Annotated in this window: 19 protein-coding genes; 6 read left to right on the top strand and 13 right to left on the bottom strand. The window is 64.3% G+C overall.

Annotation, left to right across the window (positions count from 1 at the left end; all coding sequences use genetic code 11):
• The 9 genes from RMCN_RS11570 to RMCN_RS11525 all read right to left on the bottom strand — a co-directional run bounded on the left by RMCN_RS11570 (nt 1) and on the right by RMCN_RS11525 (nt 6,601).
• Nucleotides 1-768, bottom strand: coding sequence for an enoyl-CoA hydratase/isomerase family protein (locus RMCN_RS11570; RefSeq protein WP_011560591.1), 768 nt, complete (start codon nt 766-768; stop codon nt 1-3).
• 43 nt (nt 769-811) lie between these two features.
• On the bottom strand, nt 812-1,282 hold the full coding sequence (locus RMCN_RS11565) for a hotdog family protein (RefSeq protein WP_011560592.1): 471 nt from the start codon (nt 1,280-1,282) through the stop codon (nt 812-814).
• Entirely contained in the window at nt 1,279-1,770 is a 492-nt protein-coding gene (locus tag RMCN_RS11560) for an FAS1-like dehydratase domain-containing protein (protein WP_017205330.1), read from the bottom strand. The genes RMCN_RS11565 and RMCN_RS11560 overlap by 4 nt, the downstream gene beginning before the upstream one ends.
• Before the next feature lie 32 nt (nt 1,771-1,802).
• On the bottom strand, nt 1,803-2,228 hold the full coding sequence (locus RMCN_RS11555) for a dihydroxy-acid dehydratase (protein WP_011560594.1): 426 nt from the start codon (nt 2,226-2,228) through the stop codon (nt 1,803-1,805).
• Nucleotides 2,225-2,683, bottom strand: coding sequence for an FAS1-like dehydratase domain-containing protein (locus tag RMCN_RS11550; protein ID WP_011560595.1), 459 nt, complete (start codon nt 2,681-2,683; stop codon nt 2,225-2,227). The genes RMCN_RS11555 and RMCN_RS11550 overlap by 4 nt, the downstream gene beginning before the upstream one ends.
• Nucleotides 2,676-3,719, bottom strand: a complete 1,044-nt coding sequence (locus RMCN_RS11545; RefSeq protein WP_014382413.1) for an LLM class flavin-dependent oxidoreductase — start codon at nt 3,717-3,719, stop codon at nt 2,676-2,678. Before RMCN_RS11545 ends, RMCN_RS11550 begins: the two co-directional genes overlap by 8 nt.
• Nucleotides 3,716-4,153: a Zn-ribbon domain-containing OB-fold protein gene (locus RMCN_RS11540; protein ID WP_011560597.1), complete on the bottom strand. Its 438-nt coding sequence runs from the start codon at nt 4,151-4,153 to the stop codon at nt 3,716-3,718. Before RMCN_RS11540 ends, RMCN_RS11545 begins: the two co-directional genes overlap by 4 nt.
• The gene (locus tag RMCN_RS11535) at nt 4,150-5,316 is read right to left on the bottom strand and encodes a thiolase family protein (RefSeq protein ID WP_011560598.1); all 1,167 of its coding nucleotides are present in this window, start codon (nt 5,314-5,316) and stop codon (nt 4,150-4,152) included. The genes RMCN_RS11540 and RMCN_RS11535 overlap by 4 nt, the downstream gene beginning before the upstream one ends.
• 280 nt (nt 5,317-5,596) lie before the next feature.
• The gene (locus RMCN_RS11525) at nt 5,597-6,601 is read right to left on the bottom strand and encodes a helix-turn-helix domain-containing protein (RefSeq protein ID WP_011560599.1); all 1,005 of its coding nucleotides are present in this window, start codon (nt 6,599-6,601) and stop codon (nt 5,597-5,599) included.
• A gap of 114 nt (nt 6,602-6,715) precedes the next feature.
• Between RMCN_RS11525 and RMCN_RS11520 the strand changes: the two genes are divergently transcribed.
• Genes RMCN_RS11520 through RMCN_RS11510 form a run of 3 tightly spaced genes read left to right on the top strand, consistent with a single transcriptional unit; the run spans nt 6,716 to nt 9,651 of the window.
• On the top strand, nt 6,716-7,036 hold the full coding sequence (locus RMCN_RS11520; protein ID WP_011560600.1) for a 2Fe-2S iron-sulfur cluster-binding protein: 321 nt from the start codon (nt 6,716-6,718) through the stop codon (nt 7,034-7,036).
• A 30-nt stretch (nt 7,037-7,066) separates the two neighbouring features.
• Nucleotides 7,067-8,455, top strand: coding sequence for a cytochrome P450 (locus tag RMCN_RS11515; protein ID WP_011560601.1), 1,389 nt, complete (start codon nt 7,067-7,069; stop codon nt 8,453-8,455).
• Nucleotides 8,452-9,651: an NAD(P)/FAD-dependent oxidoreductase gene (locus RMCN_RS11510; protein WP_011560602.1), complete on the top strand. Its 1,200-nt coding sequence runs from the start codon at nt 8,452-8,454 to the stop codon at nt 9,649-9,651. The genes RMCN_RS11515 and RMCN_RS11510 overlap by 4 nt, the downstream gene beginning before the upstream one ends.
• A gap of 16 nt (nt 9,652-9,667) precedes the next feature.
• Here the strand turns inward: RMCN_RS11510 and RMCN_RS11505 are convergent, their stop codons facing one another.
• The 4 genes from RMCN_RS11505 to RMCN_RS11490 form a co-directional block, all read right to left on the bottom strand.
• Complete coding sequence (locus RMCN_RS11505) at nt 9,668-10,249, bottom strand: TetR/AcrR family transcriptional regulator (RefSeq protein ID WP_005110548.1); 582 nt, start codon at nt 10,247-10,249, stop codon at nt 9,668-9,670.
• A 90-nt stretch (nt 10,250-10,339) separates the two neighbouring features.
• Nucleotides 10,340-11,251, bottom strand: coding sequence for an alpha/beta fold hydrolase (locus RMCN_RS11500; RefSeq protein ID WP_011560604.1), 912 nt, complete (start codon nt 11,249-11,251; stop codon nt 10,340-10,342).
• Nucleotides 11,251-11,688, bottom strand: coding sequence for a PaaI family thioesterase (locus tag RMCN_RS11495; RefSeq protein ID WP_011560605.1), 438 nt, complete (start codon nt 11,686-11,688; stop codon nt 11,251-11,253). The genes RMCN_RS11500 and RMCN_RS11495 overlap by 1 nt, the downstream gene beginning before the upstream one ends.
• 45 nt (nt 11,689-11,733) lie before the next feature.
• Nucleotides 11,734-12,387 carry a TetR/AcrR family transcriptional regulator gene (locus RMCN_RS11490; protein ID WP_370474583.1) on the bottom strand — a complete coding sequence of 218 codons (654 nt, stop codon included), beginning with the start codon at nt 12,385-12,387 and terminating at the stop codon, nt 11,734-11,736.
• 84 nt (nt 12,388-12,471) lie between these two features.
• Between RMCN_RS11490 and RMCN_RS11485 the strand changes: the two genes are divergently transcribed.
• Genes RMCN_RS11485 through RMCN_RS11475 form a run of 3 tightly spaced genes read left to right on the top strand, consistent with a single transcriptional unit; the run spans nt 12,472 to nt 15,676 of the window.
• Nucleotides 12,472-13,965 carry an acetyl-CoA acetyltransferase gene (locus RMCN_RS11485; RefSeq protein WP_024445489.1) on the top strand — a complete coding sequence of 498 codons (1,494 nt, stop codon included), beginning with the start codon at nt 12,472-12,474 and terminating at the stop codon, nt 13,963-13,965.
• Nucleotides 13,962-15,062, top strand: coding sequence for a zinc-dependent alcohol dehydrogenase (locus RMCN_RS11480; protein ID WP_017205332.1), 1,101 nt, complete (start codon nt 13,962-13,964; stop codon nt 15,060-15,062). The genes RMCN_RS11485 and RMCN_RS11480 overlap by 4 nt, the downstream gene beginning before the upstream one ends.
• 35 nt (nt 15,063-15,097) lie before the next feature.
• Nucleotides 15,098-15,676 carry a carboxymuconolactone decarboxylase family protein gene (locus tag RMCN_RS11475; protein WP_014382408.1) on the top strand — a complete coding sequence of 193 codons (579 nt, stop codon included), beginning with the start codon at nt 15,098-15,100 and terminating at the stop codon, nt 15,674-15,676.
• The last annotated feature ends 78 nt before the right edge of the window (nt 15,677-15,754 follow it).

The following is a 15,754-nucleotide window of genomic DNA, read 5'->3' as shown; positions in this document are numbered from 1 at the left end:
TCAGCGTCCCTTCCACTGTGGTGCGCGCTTCTCGCGGAACGCCGTCGGGCCTTCCTGCGCGTCGTCGCTCAGATAGACCGGCTCCCATATCTCGTCGGCCAGGTCGTAGGCGGCGGCGAGGTGGTGCTGTGCCGAGAGGTACACGGTGCGCTTGGACGCAAGCACCGATAGCGGTGCGTTCGCGGCGATGCTGAGCGCCAACTGCCGGGTACGCTCGCGCAACTGATCGGCCGGCACCACCTCATTGACTAAGCCGACCTGGTGGGCGCGCTCGGCGGTGATCGGGTCGCCGGTCAGCAGGATCTGCATGGCAACGCGTGGGGGCACCAGCCACGATAGCGGTGCCGCCCACGGCGACCCGCGGCCGACTTTGACCTCGCTGACGGCGAAGGTCGCGTGTTCGGCAGCCACGACCAGGTCGCACTGCTGCGCGAGCAGGAAGCCCCCGGCGAACGCGACACCGTTGACGGCCGCGATCGTCGGCTTCGCGACATCGATGTTGCGGCCGAACTGCGGAGCGAAGTCCTTCGGGGGCACCTTGAGCGCGTTCTGCGCCATCTCCTTCAAGTCCCCGCCGGCGCAGAACGCCTTATCGCCCACGCCGGTGAGGACGAGCACCTTCGCCGCGTCGTCGTCATTGAAGCGGCGTACCGCGTCGAAAAGCCCCGTGCGCACAGCGTTGTTCAGCGCGTTGCGCGCCTCGGGCCGGTTGATCGTCAGCCAGGCCACGCTGTCGACGACCTCGTAGCGAACCGGTTGCTCGGCCACCGAGCCTCCGTCCCTCACCGTCGCCTCGCATGTGAGTGGCAGCTCACCCCGGCACCTCGACAAACGGGTCGGCCAGCTCAACGGTGGCTTCACTCGGCACGCACGGACCATCTTCGCTCGAGACGAGCAACTCGAGGTCGACGAGGCGCCGTCCGCCATCGTCGCGTTTGGCCACGACCTTGCCGCTCAGGGTTGCGGTCTGGCCCGGATAGATCGACCGGATCATTGAGATTCTGCGGCGCCGGATGAGCGCGTCGGGTCCGGCCCATTCGTTGAGGCCGCGGTCGATGAAGCCATGGAAGAAGAGGGTTGACAGGTAGATCGTGCGCTGGCCCTGGCTGCGCGCGTAGTCGGGGTCGTGGTGACCGGGGAACCAGTCCCATGTCGAAGCCGCGTTCATGCAGATGCGCTTGTAGCTGATCTCGATCGAGACGGGCGTCAGGGTGTCGCCGACGGCGATGTCCTCGAACCGCACGGGGACGCGGACCATGCTGCGCTCGGTGGAGTCGTTCATGATGCGCCTTCACTATCGGCGGTGTCGTATCGGAAGAGCACGTTGGTGTTGCGGCCGATGACCTCACCGTGCTGGTCGGAGAAGGTGCTCACCGTGGTGATGAACACACCGGTGCCCACCCGCGTCGTCTTGGGCTCGGAGATCGAGGCGATCTCCTCCACGATCGACACGTGATCGCCTACCCGGGGCCGGCGTTCGAACTCCGTCGTCGTCGAGGCGTTGATGATGTGGTGGCCCGGCAACGGGACGCTGAGCGCGAACATCATGTCGGCACGCGCTAGGTACCCGGGCACCCACTGCGGCGCGAAGCCGAGGCTCATCAGCAGCCCGGGCGGGCAGTCCTCACCCTCCCAGTAACGGGGGTTCGCGTCCTCGACGAGCGAGCAGTAGTACAACACCATCGAGCGGTCGATCGGGAACCACGCATGCCGCGGTTCGGAGCGATGACCGACCCACGCCCGGCCTTCGTCGAAGGTCCCGAACGTCATCCCGAGGCCGGTGACGTCGCTCGTTGGCGCGCTCACCGGGTCACCTGCACGACGGCGCTCCCCTTTATCGCGGGTTCGCCGGTCTGGCGCGTGACCACGAGTTCGAGGTCTGCCACCTGCTGCCCTCCGGCCTCGCGCACGCCGGTGACCCTGCCGCCGAAGCTGAGCAGGTCACCGGGCCATACCTGACCGGTGAACCGGATGCGGAACGAGCGGATGTTGGCCAGCCCCACCCAGGCGGTCAGCCGCTGCGCGAGCACACCGCCGTGCAGCAGTCCCATGCCGAACACACCGGGCATGCCGGCCGCGCGGGCGAACTCTTCGTCGTGGTGGATCGGGTTGAAGTCGCCGCCGGAGCCGGCGTAGCGAACGATGTGCGAGCGCGTCAGCGGGCCGAACTGTGAGGTCGGCATCTCGTCGCCGATGGCCAACGCCACCGGCGCGGGGGATGTCGTCATTGGGTGGAGCCTCCGGTTTCGATCAAGACGTCGGTCTGGCGCACGACGAGTTCGTCGCGCTGGTTGGTGAAGTCGGTCTCGATCGTCACGATTGTCATGATGCCGCCGCGCTTCCCCTCGCGGCTGGTCACGTTCGACACCCGACGAGTCTCGGTGAGCTCGTCGCCGACGAACACCGGCGCGAAATACTCCCAGCCGCACTCACCGTGCAGTACGCGTCGCAGGTCGAGCCCGAGGGCGCCGAACATGTCGTCGTCGGCGCGCCAGTGAGCCGAGGAGACGACGAAGGTCGGAGGAGCGGGGATCGCGCCGAAGCCGGCGGCGCGGGCGGCCGCGACGTCCTGGTAGATCGGGTCGCGGTCGCCGAGCGAAAGTGCGAACTCGCGCACTTTGGACCGGTCGACGGGAAACGTGGTCCTCCCGAGTTGCGTCCCGATGAGCGATGCGTCAGCCACTCTGGTCACCTTTCCCGCCGGCGAAGGCCGGCGCACAATCGCGAATGAGGCTGCCGAGGTTCTCGGCGATGCGCTCGGGCGCGAGACCAATCGAGGGTGAGTAGAGAACGATGTGGTCCAGCACGCCCTCGTAGCGGCGCAGCCCTTCTCGGACCTCGGCGGCGGTGCCGGCCACCGCCATCGCGTCGATCATGTCGTCGGTGACCGCGGCGAACATGGCCGGCAGGTCACGCCGTGCGAACGCGTCGCGGATGGCCGCTGCCTGCCTGGCGAAACCGCTGACGTCGAGCACGTGCTCGTAGGTCTTCACCGAGGAGTAGAACGCGATCTGCTGCGCGGCCTCACGACGTGCGATCTGTGGGTCGTCGTGCACCGCGCAGATGACCATCGAGACGATCTCAATGTCGGCGGGATCGCGTCCGGCCCGCTCCGCACCGCGCACGACGGCTGGGCGGGCGACCTCCTCGACGTAAGTCGTGGTGAACAGCGGATGACCAGCCAACCCGTCGGCTACGCGCCCTGCCACCTCGCACATCCGCGGACGCACGCCCGCGGTGATGATCGGGATCGCTCGCTTCGGCGGCGCGACGTCGCCGGTTGGGACGAGATTCATCCGGTAGAAGCGCCCCTCATGGCGCACGGGGCCCTCGTGCAGGTTCCAGATCCGACGCACGAGCGGGACCAGCTCCTCCATGCGCAGAGCGGGAGCGGAGGTGTCCTCCACGCCGTGCCAGTCGCTCATCATGCGGCGTGTACCGTTGCCGAGCCCGAGTACGACGCGCCCGCCTGAAAGCTCGTCGAGGTCACGCGCCTCGGTGGCGAGCACGAGCGGGCTGCGCCCGACGCCATACAGGATCGACGACCCGATGCGGCAGCGCTTTGTGCGCGCGGCCATCGCGGCCATCGAGATCGAGCCGGAGCGCGAGTAGAACTCCGAGGCCCAGGCGGCGTCGAAGCCGGCGAGGTCGGTAGCCTCGGCGGTCTCGACAAGGGTGGCCAAGTCCGCGCCGAGCACCGAGACCCCGTACGTGGTCACGACGCCGCCAGCCTGAATCGGACCAGCCCAAGGTCCTCGTTCACCCGCTCGAACACTGCGCGCACTCTCGCCCCGATCGCAACTTCATCTGGGGCCACGCCCTCGAGACTGGCCAACAACTGCGGCCCCTCGTCCAGACGAACGAGCACGACGACGTACGGCTCGCTGCGCGGGAACGAGTCCCACGGGGGGCGGTACACCGGCGCGAAACTGACGATCTCACCAGTACCCGCCGCGGTCTCCCAGGCCAACTCACCGTCATGGCAGACGGGACACACCAGCCGCGGGTAGAGGAAAGGGTGGTCGTTCGCGCACCGCTGGAAGACGAGTACACCGCGGGCCGCTGCTGCGAAGTAGGGACGGTTGACATCGGTCAGCGGCGGCAGCGCCTCAGGATCGTGCAGACCGTCGAGAGAACTCGAAGCTGCGGTCATGACGCTCCCTCCATCACCATGCTGACGTGACTGCACAGCATCGAGCCGTAGCTGTGCACGAACGCGGTATCCGCCCCGGGCACCTGACGGCCCTCGGCGCGACCGGACAACTGCCAGTAACCCTCAAGGATCTGCGAAATGCCAGAGGAGGTCCCGGTGTGCCCGAACCGGATTAGGCCGCCGTCGGTGTTCACCGGAAGGTCGCCCCCCGGATCGGCGCAGCCGTCACGGTAGAAATCGCCTGCCCCACCGGGCTTCACGAAACCCGCCTCCTCAAGGATCATCGCCGGGTTGGAGGCGAAGGCGTCGTAGAGCAAAGCGATGTCGACGTCGGCCGGCGCCCGTCCGGAGCGCTCAAAGGCCATCGGACCCGAACGGGCGGCCCCGGTACGACCCGGCCGGGCCAGCGAGGTCAGAAAACCGTGGGTGTGACCCTCTCCAAAGCCCAGCAAATGCACCGGCCGGTGCTTGCCCGCGCGAGCCCGGCGGGCCGAGCCCAGCACCAGCGCGCCACCGCCCTCGCAGGGAATCGAGCAGTGGTAGAAGTGGAACGGCCCGGCGATCGGCCGGGACGCCAGCACGTCCTCCACAGTCAGGCGTTGAGCGCCGTGCGCGATAGCCGCGGGGTTCAGTGCGGCCCAACGGTCCTGCGACACGGTGACCTCGGCGATGTCCGCCTTGCCCTGTCCCGTCTCGTGCATCCAGGCCTGCGCGATCAAACCGTAGAGCGCCGGCACGGACGGTCCATAGGGCATCTCGAACGCGTGGTCACACACCAGCGCCATCAGTTCGCGCCCGCCATCGCGGATCGGTGGAAACTTGCCCGCCGACACGACCAGCACCGTCTCGGCCTCGCCCCGGGCGATGACGTTACTCGCCATGCGCGTCATGGCGAGATGGGTCCCGCCGCCAAGCTGACAGGTCATCTGAAGTTTCAGATTGTGCAGCCCGAGATAGTCCATGAGGTCCTCGGACAGGAAGATCGAACCCTCGTTCGTCATCGGCCCGGCGCACACCAGACCGTCGACCTCGTCTGGGACCACCCCTGCGTCGGCGAGAGCCGCGACCGCGGCGCGCACATGCAATTCAGTGGAGGTGTACGGAACGTTTCTCCCTGGAGCGAGTTCGGCGGCACCGATGATGGCCGGCTGGTCGTGTGGCATCCGGACTCCTCTCGACCACGCGTCCAACGCCGGTCCCGACGTGAACGACGGTTAGCATAGCGTGCCTAGAGGTCCGCGTCACCCCCGCCCGCACCCGCCGCTAGCGCGGTATGGATTCTCTGGAATGTCCTTGCGCCTCTTCCCAAGAGGGTGCTGCGATGACCGAAACCCGCGCCGATCGTGTCGTTTCTCGACGATGTCCAGGTGACAGATGAGGCCGATCGTGAAGCCCGCTGGTTCCGATGGTCGCCCGGCACACGCCGGGGCGGATCTATAGCCCTCAGTCGCGCGTTTTTCTGAAGTGGCGCGGTGAACGACCGGTCCACCGTTTGAAGGCATGTGTGAAGTTCGTGAGCTCCGCGTACCCGAGTTCTGCCGCGATCTCGCTTACAGACAACGATCTGTCGAGAAGTCGCAGAATTGCTCGCTCCCGCAAGAACGACTGACGCAATTCGCGAAAGGTGGTCCCCTCTTCGCGGAGGCGCCGCTTCAACGTGCTCGGGGATATCGAAAGCTCGCCCGCCGTCCGGCTGATGTTCGTTTTTCCGGGATCTTTTTCGAGCAGGTCCCTTACTTTTTCGGAGACCGACGTGTCACGTCGTTGATCGAGAGTTCGCTGCAAATCGGTGACGGCAATCCGGTACGCCACAGGATCGGAGAATCGACAGACCTCCTCGAGCGAAGCCGCGGGAACGTGGACGAACGAGCTGGGGGCGTCGAAGAAGATCCGACCCGCCAACACTTCGTCATGAAGAACCCACGACTCCGGCGCTGAATGACTTAAATGCAGTTCAATATTCGGTACGGCACCCGCGAGCATGTCGAGCAGACGCAACAGCGCCAGCCCACCGTAGGTGACGGCCAGGCAGTTCAGGCCCGCGTCACCGGTGCGACCGGTGAGCCCGATCGTGAGGCCGCGTTCCGTCGAATGGAACGTCGGGCTGAGGGCTGTGGTGATCACCGGCAGATAAGCAAGCAACTCGACAACCTCGGCTACCGAGCCCGCGCTGACCAAGGGAACACTGAGTGCCCCAAAGGACGTCAGTTTGGCGTGTTCAGCGAACGCGAAACCCAGACGGGTTCCCTGATCACAATCGAAATCGGAATATATCTCCCTGAACCACCGTAAGGGGACCTGCGCGTCGCGACCCACCAACATCGACTCGGTAACGTGCTCGCGAACCATGATGCTGCGGAGCGCAATGCTGGCGTCATGCCCCAGCGCCTCACTGTCCAGCATCTGCAGGAAAGCCAGCGCTGGCATACCCGAGTCGTCGAGTTTCACGTGCCTCCCTGCGCGTGAGCTAAAAACACAACTTTTTGACTCCTGCGAGCCTAGCGACGCTGGTCACGCGCGACAACGCTAAATAGAGGAGTTCCAAATTGAGGAGAGTTAATCATGGCAGTCGTCACCTTCGTCTCTCACGACGGCGAGAAGTACGAAGCCCCCTTGGCCGAAGGGCAGTCCTTGATGCAGGTTGCGGTCAACAACGCGGTGCCCGGCATCGACGGCGATTGTGGAGGGGAAGCCGCATGCGGAACGTGCCACGTGATCGTCGCTCCCGAGTGGTCGGACACGGTGGGACTCTGCGGCGCCAACGAAGAGGAGATGCTCGCGATGAACCCCGAGCGTCAGCGGACGTCGAGGCTGTCTTGCCAGATGTCCGCCTCCGAGGCATGGGATGGCTTGACGGTCGAGCTACCTGAGTTCCAGCTCTGAAACAACGTCATGGATTTGGAGGAAACAATAATGAGTATTCCCGCGGCAGTGGCCGCCAAAGCCCAGTCTGCCGTGCCTCTGGAGCTGCAAATCCGCGGCGCACACCTCTACGACAAGACACGCCGGTGGGTAACCGGAACCAATGGTAAGAAGATCTTCACCGAGACGCCCATTCCTCCGGTCGAGGACGTTGATATCGCCGACATCGATCTCAGCAACCCGTTCCTCTACCGCCAAGGCCGCTGGAAGTCCTACTTCGAACGCGTGCGCAACGAGGCGCCGGTGCACTACCAGGCTCACAGTGCGTTCGGCCCGTTCTGGTCGGTGACCCGCCACGCGGACATCATCGCCGTCGACAAGAACCACGAGGCTTTCTCCGCAGAGCCGTTCATCATCATCGGGAGACCGCCCCGCTTCATGGACATCGCCATGTTCATCGCGATGGATCCGCCACAACACGACTTGCAGCGCGCTTCCGTCCAAGGGGTTGTCGCGCCGAAGAACCTGCGCGAGATGGAGGGGCTGATCCGCTCGCGTGTCCAGGAAGTGCTGGACGATCTACCGGTGGATCAGCCGTTCAATTGGGTGCACCACGTCTCCATCGAACTGACAGCGCGCATGCTCGCGACCCTGCTGGACTTCCCGTACGAGCAGCGGCACAAGCTCGTGGAATGGTCGGACCTCGCCACCTCCATGGAGCAAGCCAATGGTGGTCCTTCCGACAACGACAGAGTGTTTCGTGGCATGGTCGACATGGCGAAGGGTCTCAGCGCTCTCTGGCATGACAAGGCGGCCCGTACCGCCAACGGGGAGCGACCGGGCTTCGATCTGATCACGATGCTGCAGGCCAACGAGGACACTAAGGATCTCATCGACCGCCCGATGGAATTCCTCGGCAATTTGGTACTGCTGATCGTCGGGGGAAACGACACGACTCGCAACTCGATGAGCGGAGGGGTTCTCGCCTTGAACCAGTTCCCCGATCAGTTCGAGAAGTTGAAGGCGAACCCTGACCTGATTCCCAACATGGTATCCGAGATCATTCGCTGGCAGACCCCGTTGGCGTACATGCGCCGAGTCGCGAAAAAAGACATCATGTTGAACGGGCAATTCATCCGCAAGGGCGACAAGGTCGTGATGTGGTACGCCTCTGGTAACCGCGATGAGCGTGTCTTCGAGCGGGCCGATGAGTTGATCATCGATAGGAGCAACGCCCGCAATCACATCTCGTTCGGGTTCGGCGTGCACAGGTGCATGGGAAACCGACTTGCTGAGTTGCAGCTTCGAATCCTGTGGGAGGAATTGCTCCCTCGCTTTGAGAACATCGAGGTGGTCGGCGAACCCGAGTATGTGCAATCGAATTTCGTCAGGGGTATCAGCAAGCTGATGGTTCGCCTCACTCCCAGGCCAAGTGCGTGACTCCCGAACGAGCGGTGATCGTCGGCGCGAGCCACGCCGGCGCGCAGTTGGCAGCTAATCTTCGAAGGGAGGGGTGGTCTGGGGAGGTCGTGCTCATCGGCGACGAGGGGGGACTGCCCTACCACCGGCCTCCGTTGTCGAAGGGATACCTGGCCGGCAAGAACGGCCTCGACGACCTCCTGATTCGCGGCGCTGATTTCTACGAAAAGCAGCACATTCGACTCTTGAATGCGACCGTGGAGGCGATCCACCGGAGTGCCAAGCGTGTGTCTCTGAGCACCGGCGACACGCTGACGTACACCAAGCTCGCGTTGTGCACCGGCGCAAGGGCCAGACGACTCCCCACACCAGGGGTGGATCTTCCCGGAATTCACTACCTGCGTACCGCTGCAGACGTCGAGTTGATCCGTGCCGCCGCTACACCGGGTCGGAGGGTTGTGATCGTGGGCGGCGGTTACATCGGGTTGGAAACGGCGGCCTCGCTGTGTTCGCTCGGCATGAACGTCACCGTCCTCGAGGCAACCGAGCGTGTACTCGAACGGGTCACCGCGCCGGAGGTTTCCGCGTTTTACACCCGAATCCACAACGGCGAGGGAGTGGAGATCCGAACACACGCTCTCGTCGAAGCCTTCTCCGGCAACGGCAGAGTGCAGGAGGTCGTGCTGGCAGGCGGCGAACCGATCCCCGCCGACTTGGTCATCGTCGGCGTCGGTGTGGTGCCGAACACCGAGCTCGCCTCGGCCGCAGGATTATCCGTCGACAACGGCATCGTGATCGACGACCAGGCCCGCACCAGCGACCCCGACATCGTGGCCGCCGGCGACTGCACCAGCCACACCATGGCTCGATACGGCTCGCGTATTCGTTTGGAATCCGTATCGAGCGCCGGCGAGCAGGCCAAGATCGCTGCGGCGACAATCTGCGGAAAACACAGCGCAATCGCTGCGCTTCCGTGGTTCTGGTCCGACCAGTACGATCTCAAACTCCAGATCGCCGGTCTCAACACCGGATACGACGAAGTGGTCTTCAGCGGCGACCCGTCGCGTGACCGTGACTTCAGCTGCTTCTACTTCCGCGATCGTGAACTCATCGCCGCCGACTGCGTCAACCGTCCTCGCGATTTCATGTTCAGTAAGCGGGCCATCAGCCAGCAGCTCCGAGTTGACCGCTCAGAGCTCCTCGCCGGCTCGATCTGACACGAGAGCTTGCTAGTTACAAACTGTGGACAACTCCCAGGTACCTGAGTGCTACGCGGGAGATCCGCTCACCGGTGGTGGCGATGTCCGCGGCTGGGAGTACAACATGACTCACTGTCAGTCGCACCAGAACATCTGCGACCTCCTCAACGTCTTCGGGATCGAGATCGTCGAAGTGGTCGTTAAACCACGTGATCAGAGCCGCGGAGCAGAGCTGAAGCAGGGAAGCCGACGTCGGCAGAAGAGGTAGGACTCCAGTAGACGACGAGCCACCGCGATCATTCCCCGAAGGGTTGGACGTCAGAACTGCCTTGAGGAGCGGGCTGTCTTCTGCTTCACAGAGGGTGAATTGCACCGCTGCGGTGATGCCGCCCCGCACGTCGCCCACGTGTTCGGCAAGGACGGCAAGAATGCCTTCCATAAAGCGCTGGCCCTCCGACACCACAAGCGCGTCGCCGAGCCCCTGTTTGTCGCCGAACTCTTTGTACAACGTCGGGCGGGAGACGCCGACCGATTCGGCAACCTCGCTCATCCGGACCTGATCCCAGCCCTTCTCGATGGCGAGTTCTCGTGTCGCCCTCAAAACCTTTTCGCGCACATGCCGGCGGAAAGACACCCGCGCTGGTTCAGTTGGCATAGGAGCAGGATAGGCGCCAGCCCTACATGGGCAGTCAACCGACAGCAGGGTTCATGTGGTCCTGTCGAGGAATTCGACGACCGCCGTCGAGAATGCGTCGTTGTTGTCGCCGGCAATCATGTGTCCCGCGCCCGATACGTCAACGGTTTGCGCGTGCGGAACGACGGTCAGGAAATGCTTTACTGTCTCTTCGGAGACCATGTCAGATAGTAGGCCCCGGACCAGCAGCGTTGGCGCGGACACCTGCCTCGCACCATCAAGAAGGAACGCGCTCATCATGTCGAAGTCTTTAGCGCCTTCGTCTGGATCACCCTGCAGGAACTGGAAATTCGACGTCACGAAAGCTGGATCCCATCGCCAGGCCCAGCGACCGTCTTCGCGACGGGCGAGGACTTTTCGGAGGCCGTCGAGGTTTTCGGGGCGAGGGCGGTGCGGGTTGTAGGCGGCGATCACGTCAGCGGCCGACTCTAGGCTGTCGAAACCTTCGGGGTGTGCCGACATGAACGCTACGACTCGTCGGGCGCCTTCCATCTCCATTCGCGGAGTGACGTCAACCAGGACGACGGCCTGCCATAGGTCCGGCGGGGCGAGCAAGTGTGTTCCGAGAATGGTCAAGCCGCCCAGAGAGGCGCCGATCGCGGCGACGGGGCGGCCGGAATCGGCGTATGAGCGCACGGCCAATAGGTCGGATCCAAGCCGGTCCCCGTCGTAGCGTCCGTCGGGGTCCCAGTCGCTGTCCCCGTGTCCCCTGGTGTCGTACGCGGCCACCGTGTAGCCCCGCTGGTGCAGGCGTTGGGCGGTGACGTCCCAGGCGTGTCGGCTTTGACCTCCGCCGTGAAGGAGCAACACGACCGCCCGCGGCGCATCACAGCGGTAGAGGTCGACCGCCAGCGTCAGCCCGTCCGCCGTGGGCACGCGCTCGACCACAGGAGCCGACGAATCGCCTGTTCTCTTTGCCGACATCAGGAGCTCGTCTTCGGTGCGACGACGGTGACGGTTCCCTGGGCCGCACACACCGCTCTGCCGTCGTTGCAGATGTCGATACGCGCCACACCGCTGGTTCTGCCCAGCGAGATGATCTCGGCTGTGGCTACACAGGTGCCGCTAGAGACCGGACGAAGCAGATTCAGTTTGAACTCCGTTGTCGCGACCCAAGATCCCAGTGGAATCACGGGATAAAACACCACTCCGAGGCAGTGGTCGACCATGGCCGATAAGCAGCCCCCATGCAGGTTCCCGAAAGGCGTCTTCAGGTCGTCGCGTGCGTCCATCTCCGCGACGAGCCGTCCCGCAGTGAATTCGGTGTGACGGAAGCCGAGGTAACCGGCCAACCCGCCCGTGGTTTCTGCTGCGCTCTTTAGTTGCTCAGCGACCTGTTCGTTGAACGTGGTGAATTGCACAGGCCCTCCTACCTCATCTGCCGTCGAGACATTACGCCATAGATGTCACATCGGTCGAGCGTGGTCACCCGCCAGGATCGCCGGAAGGAGAAACCTCGACAGAAACGCCCGGAGTCCGTCACGACTGCGCTCCCGCGGCCCTCGAACAGTCAGCAGGCTCAATATCGTGCGGACAACCCACTCGGCGGCGTCGTCGACGGAGACGCCCGGTTCCACGCAACTCCAGTGTCTGGTGAAGATGGGACGCAGAAATTCGGTGACGATTTCGAAGAGGGACGTCGAGGTCCCCGCCGCGAGACCCACGCCGGCGAGTTCCTCGTCGCTGCCGAACAACAATCCGATGATCTCTTCGCGGCGCGCGGCCTCAACCGTGTATTCCACGAAATCGACGAGCGCGGAGCCCAGGTCGGCGTGCGCCGCGATCCGCGGGCTGATGCGGTCGAGATAGCGCTCGGCGGCGCGAATGATGACACCCGACATCACCGCCTCCCGACTGGGGAAGTAGCGATACACCGTTGCCCTGGACACACCCGCTGTTCTGCCGATGTCCTCCATGGTCGTGCCCACCACACCGCAACTCTCGAGGCACCGCTCGGCAGCATCGAGCAACCGGTCGCGAGCGGACCCACGATCTGTCGGCGCGGCGGCGCCCCATCTCAACAACCTCGTCGACACACAGCCAGTATGCCGCGAGCGCACACCATTGTGACTTGCCCACGCACATGACACCATCGCAGTTATGTCTCAAGTCAGCCCCGTGGCCCTGAGCGGATGCCGATGCCGATGTTGGTAGAAGCGCGTACCCCGGTTGTCGTCGGCGTGGGCGAAGTTACCCATCGCGGGAACGACTTCGTGGACCCGATCGACTTGGCGGTAGAAGCCGCACGCCGCGCGGTCAAAGACGCAAGTCGCCCGGTCGAGCGGCGCATCGACACCGTCGCGACTCCGGGCATCCTGGTCATACCGCGCGACAATCCCGCCAGCAGGATCGCCGAAGCGATGCACATCAGTCCCGCCCGCCGCATCAGCTGTCCCGTCGGCGGAAACACCCCGCAGTATCTCGTCGAAGTGTTGGGTGGCGAAATAGGCGAAGGCCGTGCAGATGTCGTCCTGGTCGTCGGGGCGGAGAGCGGGCATTCCGCACGCAAGCTTCAGGGCGGGGCACTTCTCGACTCGCCGCCCCCACCCCGCTCCGACGACGAATCCCTGGGCGACGCCCGCCCCGGGCTGAGTCAAGCCGAATTGTCGGTGGGTCTGAGTTGGCCGCACGAGGTGTATCCCATCTTCGAGTCCGCGATCGCCGCGCGCCACGGCCGCGACTTCGATGCTCAACGGGAGTGGCTGGGCACGCTGATGGCCCCGTTCACAGCCGAGGCGGCACGCCATCCGGAACAGGCCTGGTTCCCACGCGCACGAAGTGCCACCGAACTCAGCGAAGTCACCGCGGAAAACCGCATGGTCTGCTTGCCCTATCCCAAGCTGCTCAACAGCATCATGTCCGTCGACATGGCTGCCGCCTTCATTCTCATGGCGGCCGAGGTGGCGGACGAATTAGGCGTCGCGCGCGATCGTTGGGTCTTTCCCTGGTCAGCAGCGACTTGCAACGACGTGTACTTCCCCGTGGAACGGCCGGACCTCAGCCGCTCATCGGGTATCGAGGTAGCGGCACGGAAGGCTCTCGATGCGGGCCGGTTGACCACCGACGACATCCGGTGGTTCGACCTCTACTCCTGCTTCCCGTCGGCAATTGAGATGGCTGCCGAGGCTCTCGACTTGGACCCCCTCGACGACAGAGGCCTCACAGTAACCGGAGGCCTGCCTTATCACGGCGGTCCCGGAAACAATTACGTCAGCCACTCGATCGTGGAGATGGTCCGACGGTGCCGACGCGACCCAACCGATGCCGGACTCGTCACCGGCCTCGGGTGGTATTCGACGAAGCATTCGGTCGGTGTGTGGTCGGCCACCCCGCCACCAGCCGGGTGGCGACTGCTCGACACGGCGGTCGAACAAGCTCAAATCGATTCATCGCGGCTGGCCGTCGCAGGCGCCGACGAGGCGACCGGTTGCGCGACAGTCGACGGATACACCGTCGTCTACGACCGAGACGGCCAACCTCGATGGACTCCGATCATCGCGCACCTGTCCGACGGGCAAAGAGTCGTCGCACGCAGCGACGATCCGCAGATCGCCGAGGCGATGGGCGCGGAAATGTACGTAGGTAAAACGGTGTGCCTCCGAAACACAGGGTCGTTCACCGGGTTCGAGCTTCCATGATCGCCGAGGCGATGGTGCTGACCGGACCGCGGAGTCTGCAGCGGCGCCAGATGACCATCCCCGACGTCGGCGACCGGGGTGCGATCCTGCGAGTTGAAGCATGCGGTCTGTGCGGAACAGATCACGAACAATTCACCGGACACCTGCCTGCCGGCTTCTCATTCGTTCCAGGGCACGAAATCGTCGGCATCGTCGAACATGTTGGCGCTGCGGCTGGCCAACGCTGGGGTGTACAAGCCGGCCAGCGCGTGGCCGTTGAGGTGTTCCGGTCCTGCCGAGACTGCCCCGAGTGCCGCCGCGGCGAATACCGGCGGTGCGCGGTGAACGGCATCGCCACCATGTTCGGGTTTGTCGACGTGGAGGTCGGCGCGGGCTTATGGGGCGGATACGCCACCCATGTGGAGCTTCCGTGGGACGCGATGCTGCTCCCGATTGCCGAAGACATGGACCCCGTTCTCGCCACGTTGTTCAACCCTCTCGGGGCCGGTATCCAGTGGGGGGCGACTCTTCCCGACACCAAGGCCGGGGACGTCGTAGCGATCCTGGGGCCCGGCATCCGCGGAATCTGTGCGGCGGTGGCGGCCAAAGAGGCGGGAGCCGCGTTCGTCGCGATGACCGGCGTAGGCCCACGCGACGAACAACGACTGGCCATAGCCAGATCATTCGGTGTCGACCTGCCCATCGATGTATCGCAGGACGATGCAGTGACCGCGCTCCAGCGTGAGACAGGCGGACGGCTTGCCGACGTGGTCGTCGACGTCACCGCTAAAGCACCCTCCGCGTTCGCCGATGCCGTCGGCCTTGCCAGGCCCGGCGGCACAATTGTGGTGGCCGGCACCCGTGGAGGAGGCGGCACGCCCCGGTTTGAACCAGACTTGTTGGTCTATAAAGAATTACACGTCGTAGGCGCACTCGGCGTGGAGTATCCCGCCCACCGGGCAGCCCTCGAGATTCTCGCCCTGGGCCGCTGGCCGTTCGACCGGATCACCAGAGAATCAACCGGATTCGCTGGGCTCGCGCAGCTGCTCACTTCGCTTGCAGATGAAAGTGCCCGATCAAGTGGGGCGCTGCACAACGTCTTTTTGCCCACGCCCTAACGGCGTGGGCAGAGGTTCAACAGAGAGGGCCACCCGTGACCATGGCGGAACGCGTACCGATGCTCGACCGTGAGCAGGCCCAGCTGCGAGCTGCCGAATGTGGGTTGCCCGAAGAGTTGGCAGACCTGTCGGTATTCCGCGTGGCACTTCATCAGCCGCGTGTGGCGGTTGCGCTGTATGGGCTGCTAGACGCGTTACTCTTCCGCGGTTCCCTTGACGCGCGGCTACGCGAGCTGGTCATCATGCGCATCGGCTGGATTACTGGCTCCGAATACGAATGGACTCAACATTGGCGAATCGCCACACTGCTCGGCGTGCCTGAGCATGATCTCCTGGCGGTGCGCGACTGGCAGAATTCCGAAAGCCTCGGGCCAGTCGAGCGTGCGGTCCTCGCAGCGACCGATGATGTGGTACGCGACGGGGTCATCTCCGAGGAAAACTGGGCTGGGTGCCAGAAGGCATTCAATAGCGATCACGCCGTTTTGGTCGAACTTGTCGGAGCAATCGCCAATTGGCGGCTCTTTTCGATCCTGCTTCGATCTCTGAATATTCCGCTTGAGTCCGGTACCGACGGCTGGCCGCCCGATGGGCGAGCTCCTCAGGGTTGCGATTGAGCGAAAAACGTGGACCGGTGCTTGACCGAAGCGGTCAGCGCCCCAATCGCCAGACCACGACCCGTGTCGTAGACGGAC

The sequence above is a fragment of the Mycolicibacterium novocastrense genome, assembly GCF_001570485.1.
GTDB classification, from domain to species: Bacteria; Actinomycetota; Actinomycetes; order Mycobacteriales; family Mycobacteriaceae; genus Mycobacterium; species Mycobacterium novocastrense.
This window is presented reverse-complemented; position numbering and strand designations above follow the sequence as displayed.

What these genes read in the sequence shown, in the direction of transcription:
- RMCN_RS11565 (WP_011560592.1), bottom strand. Translation starts at nt 1,282, where the DNA reads ATGAACGACTCCACCGAGCGCAGCATGGTCCGCGTCCCCGTGCGGTTC.
- RMCN_RS11560 (WP_017205330.1), bottom strand. Translation starts at nt 1,770, where the DNA reads ATGACGTTCGGGACCTTCGACGAAGGCCGGGCGTGGGTCGGTCATCGC.
- RMCN_RS11555 (WP_011560594.1), bottom strand. Translation starts at nt 2,228, where the DNA reads ATGACGACATCCCCCGCGCCGGTGGCGTTGGCCATCGGCGACGAGATG.
- RMCN_RS11540 (WP_011560597.1), bottom strand. Translation starts at nt 4,153, where the DNA reads ATGACCGCAGCTTCGAGTTCTCTCGACGGTCTGCACGATCCTGAGGCG.
- RMCN_RS11535 (WP_011560598.1), bottom strand. Translation starts at nt 5,316, where the DNA reads ATGCCACACGACCAGCCGGCCATCATCGGTGCCGCCGAACTCGCTCCA.
- RMCN_RS11520 (WP_011560600.1), top strand. Translation starts at nt 6,716, where the DNA reads ATGGCAGTCGTCACCTTCGTCTCTCACGACGGCGAGAAGTACGAAGCC.
- RMCN_RS11515 (WP_011560601.1), top strand. Translation starts at nt 7,067, where the DNA reads ATGAGTATTCCCGCGGCAGTGGCCGCCAAAGCCCAGTCTGCCGTGCCT.
- RMCN_RS11500 (WP_011560604.1), bottom strand. Translation starts at nt 11,251, where the DNA reads ATGTCGGCAAAGAGAACAGGCGATTCGTCGGCTCCTGTGGTCGAGCGC.
- RMCN_RS11485 (WP_024445489.1), top strand. Translation starts at nt 12,472, where the DNA reads ATGTTGGTAGAAGCGCGTACCCCGGTTGTCGTCGGCGTGGGCGAAGTT.
- RMCN_RS11480 (WP_017205332.1), top strand. Translation starts at nt 13,962, where the DNA reads ATGATCGCCGAGGCGATGGTGCTGACCGGACCGCGGAGTCTGCAGCGG.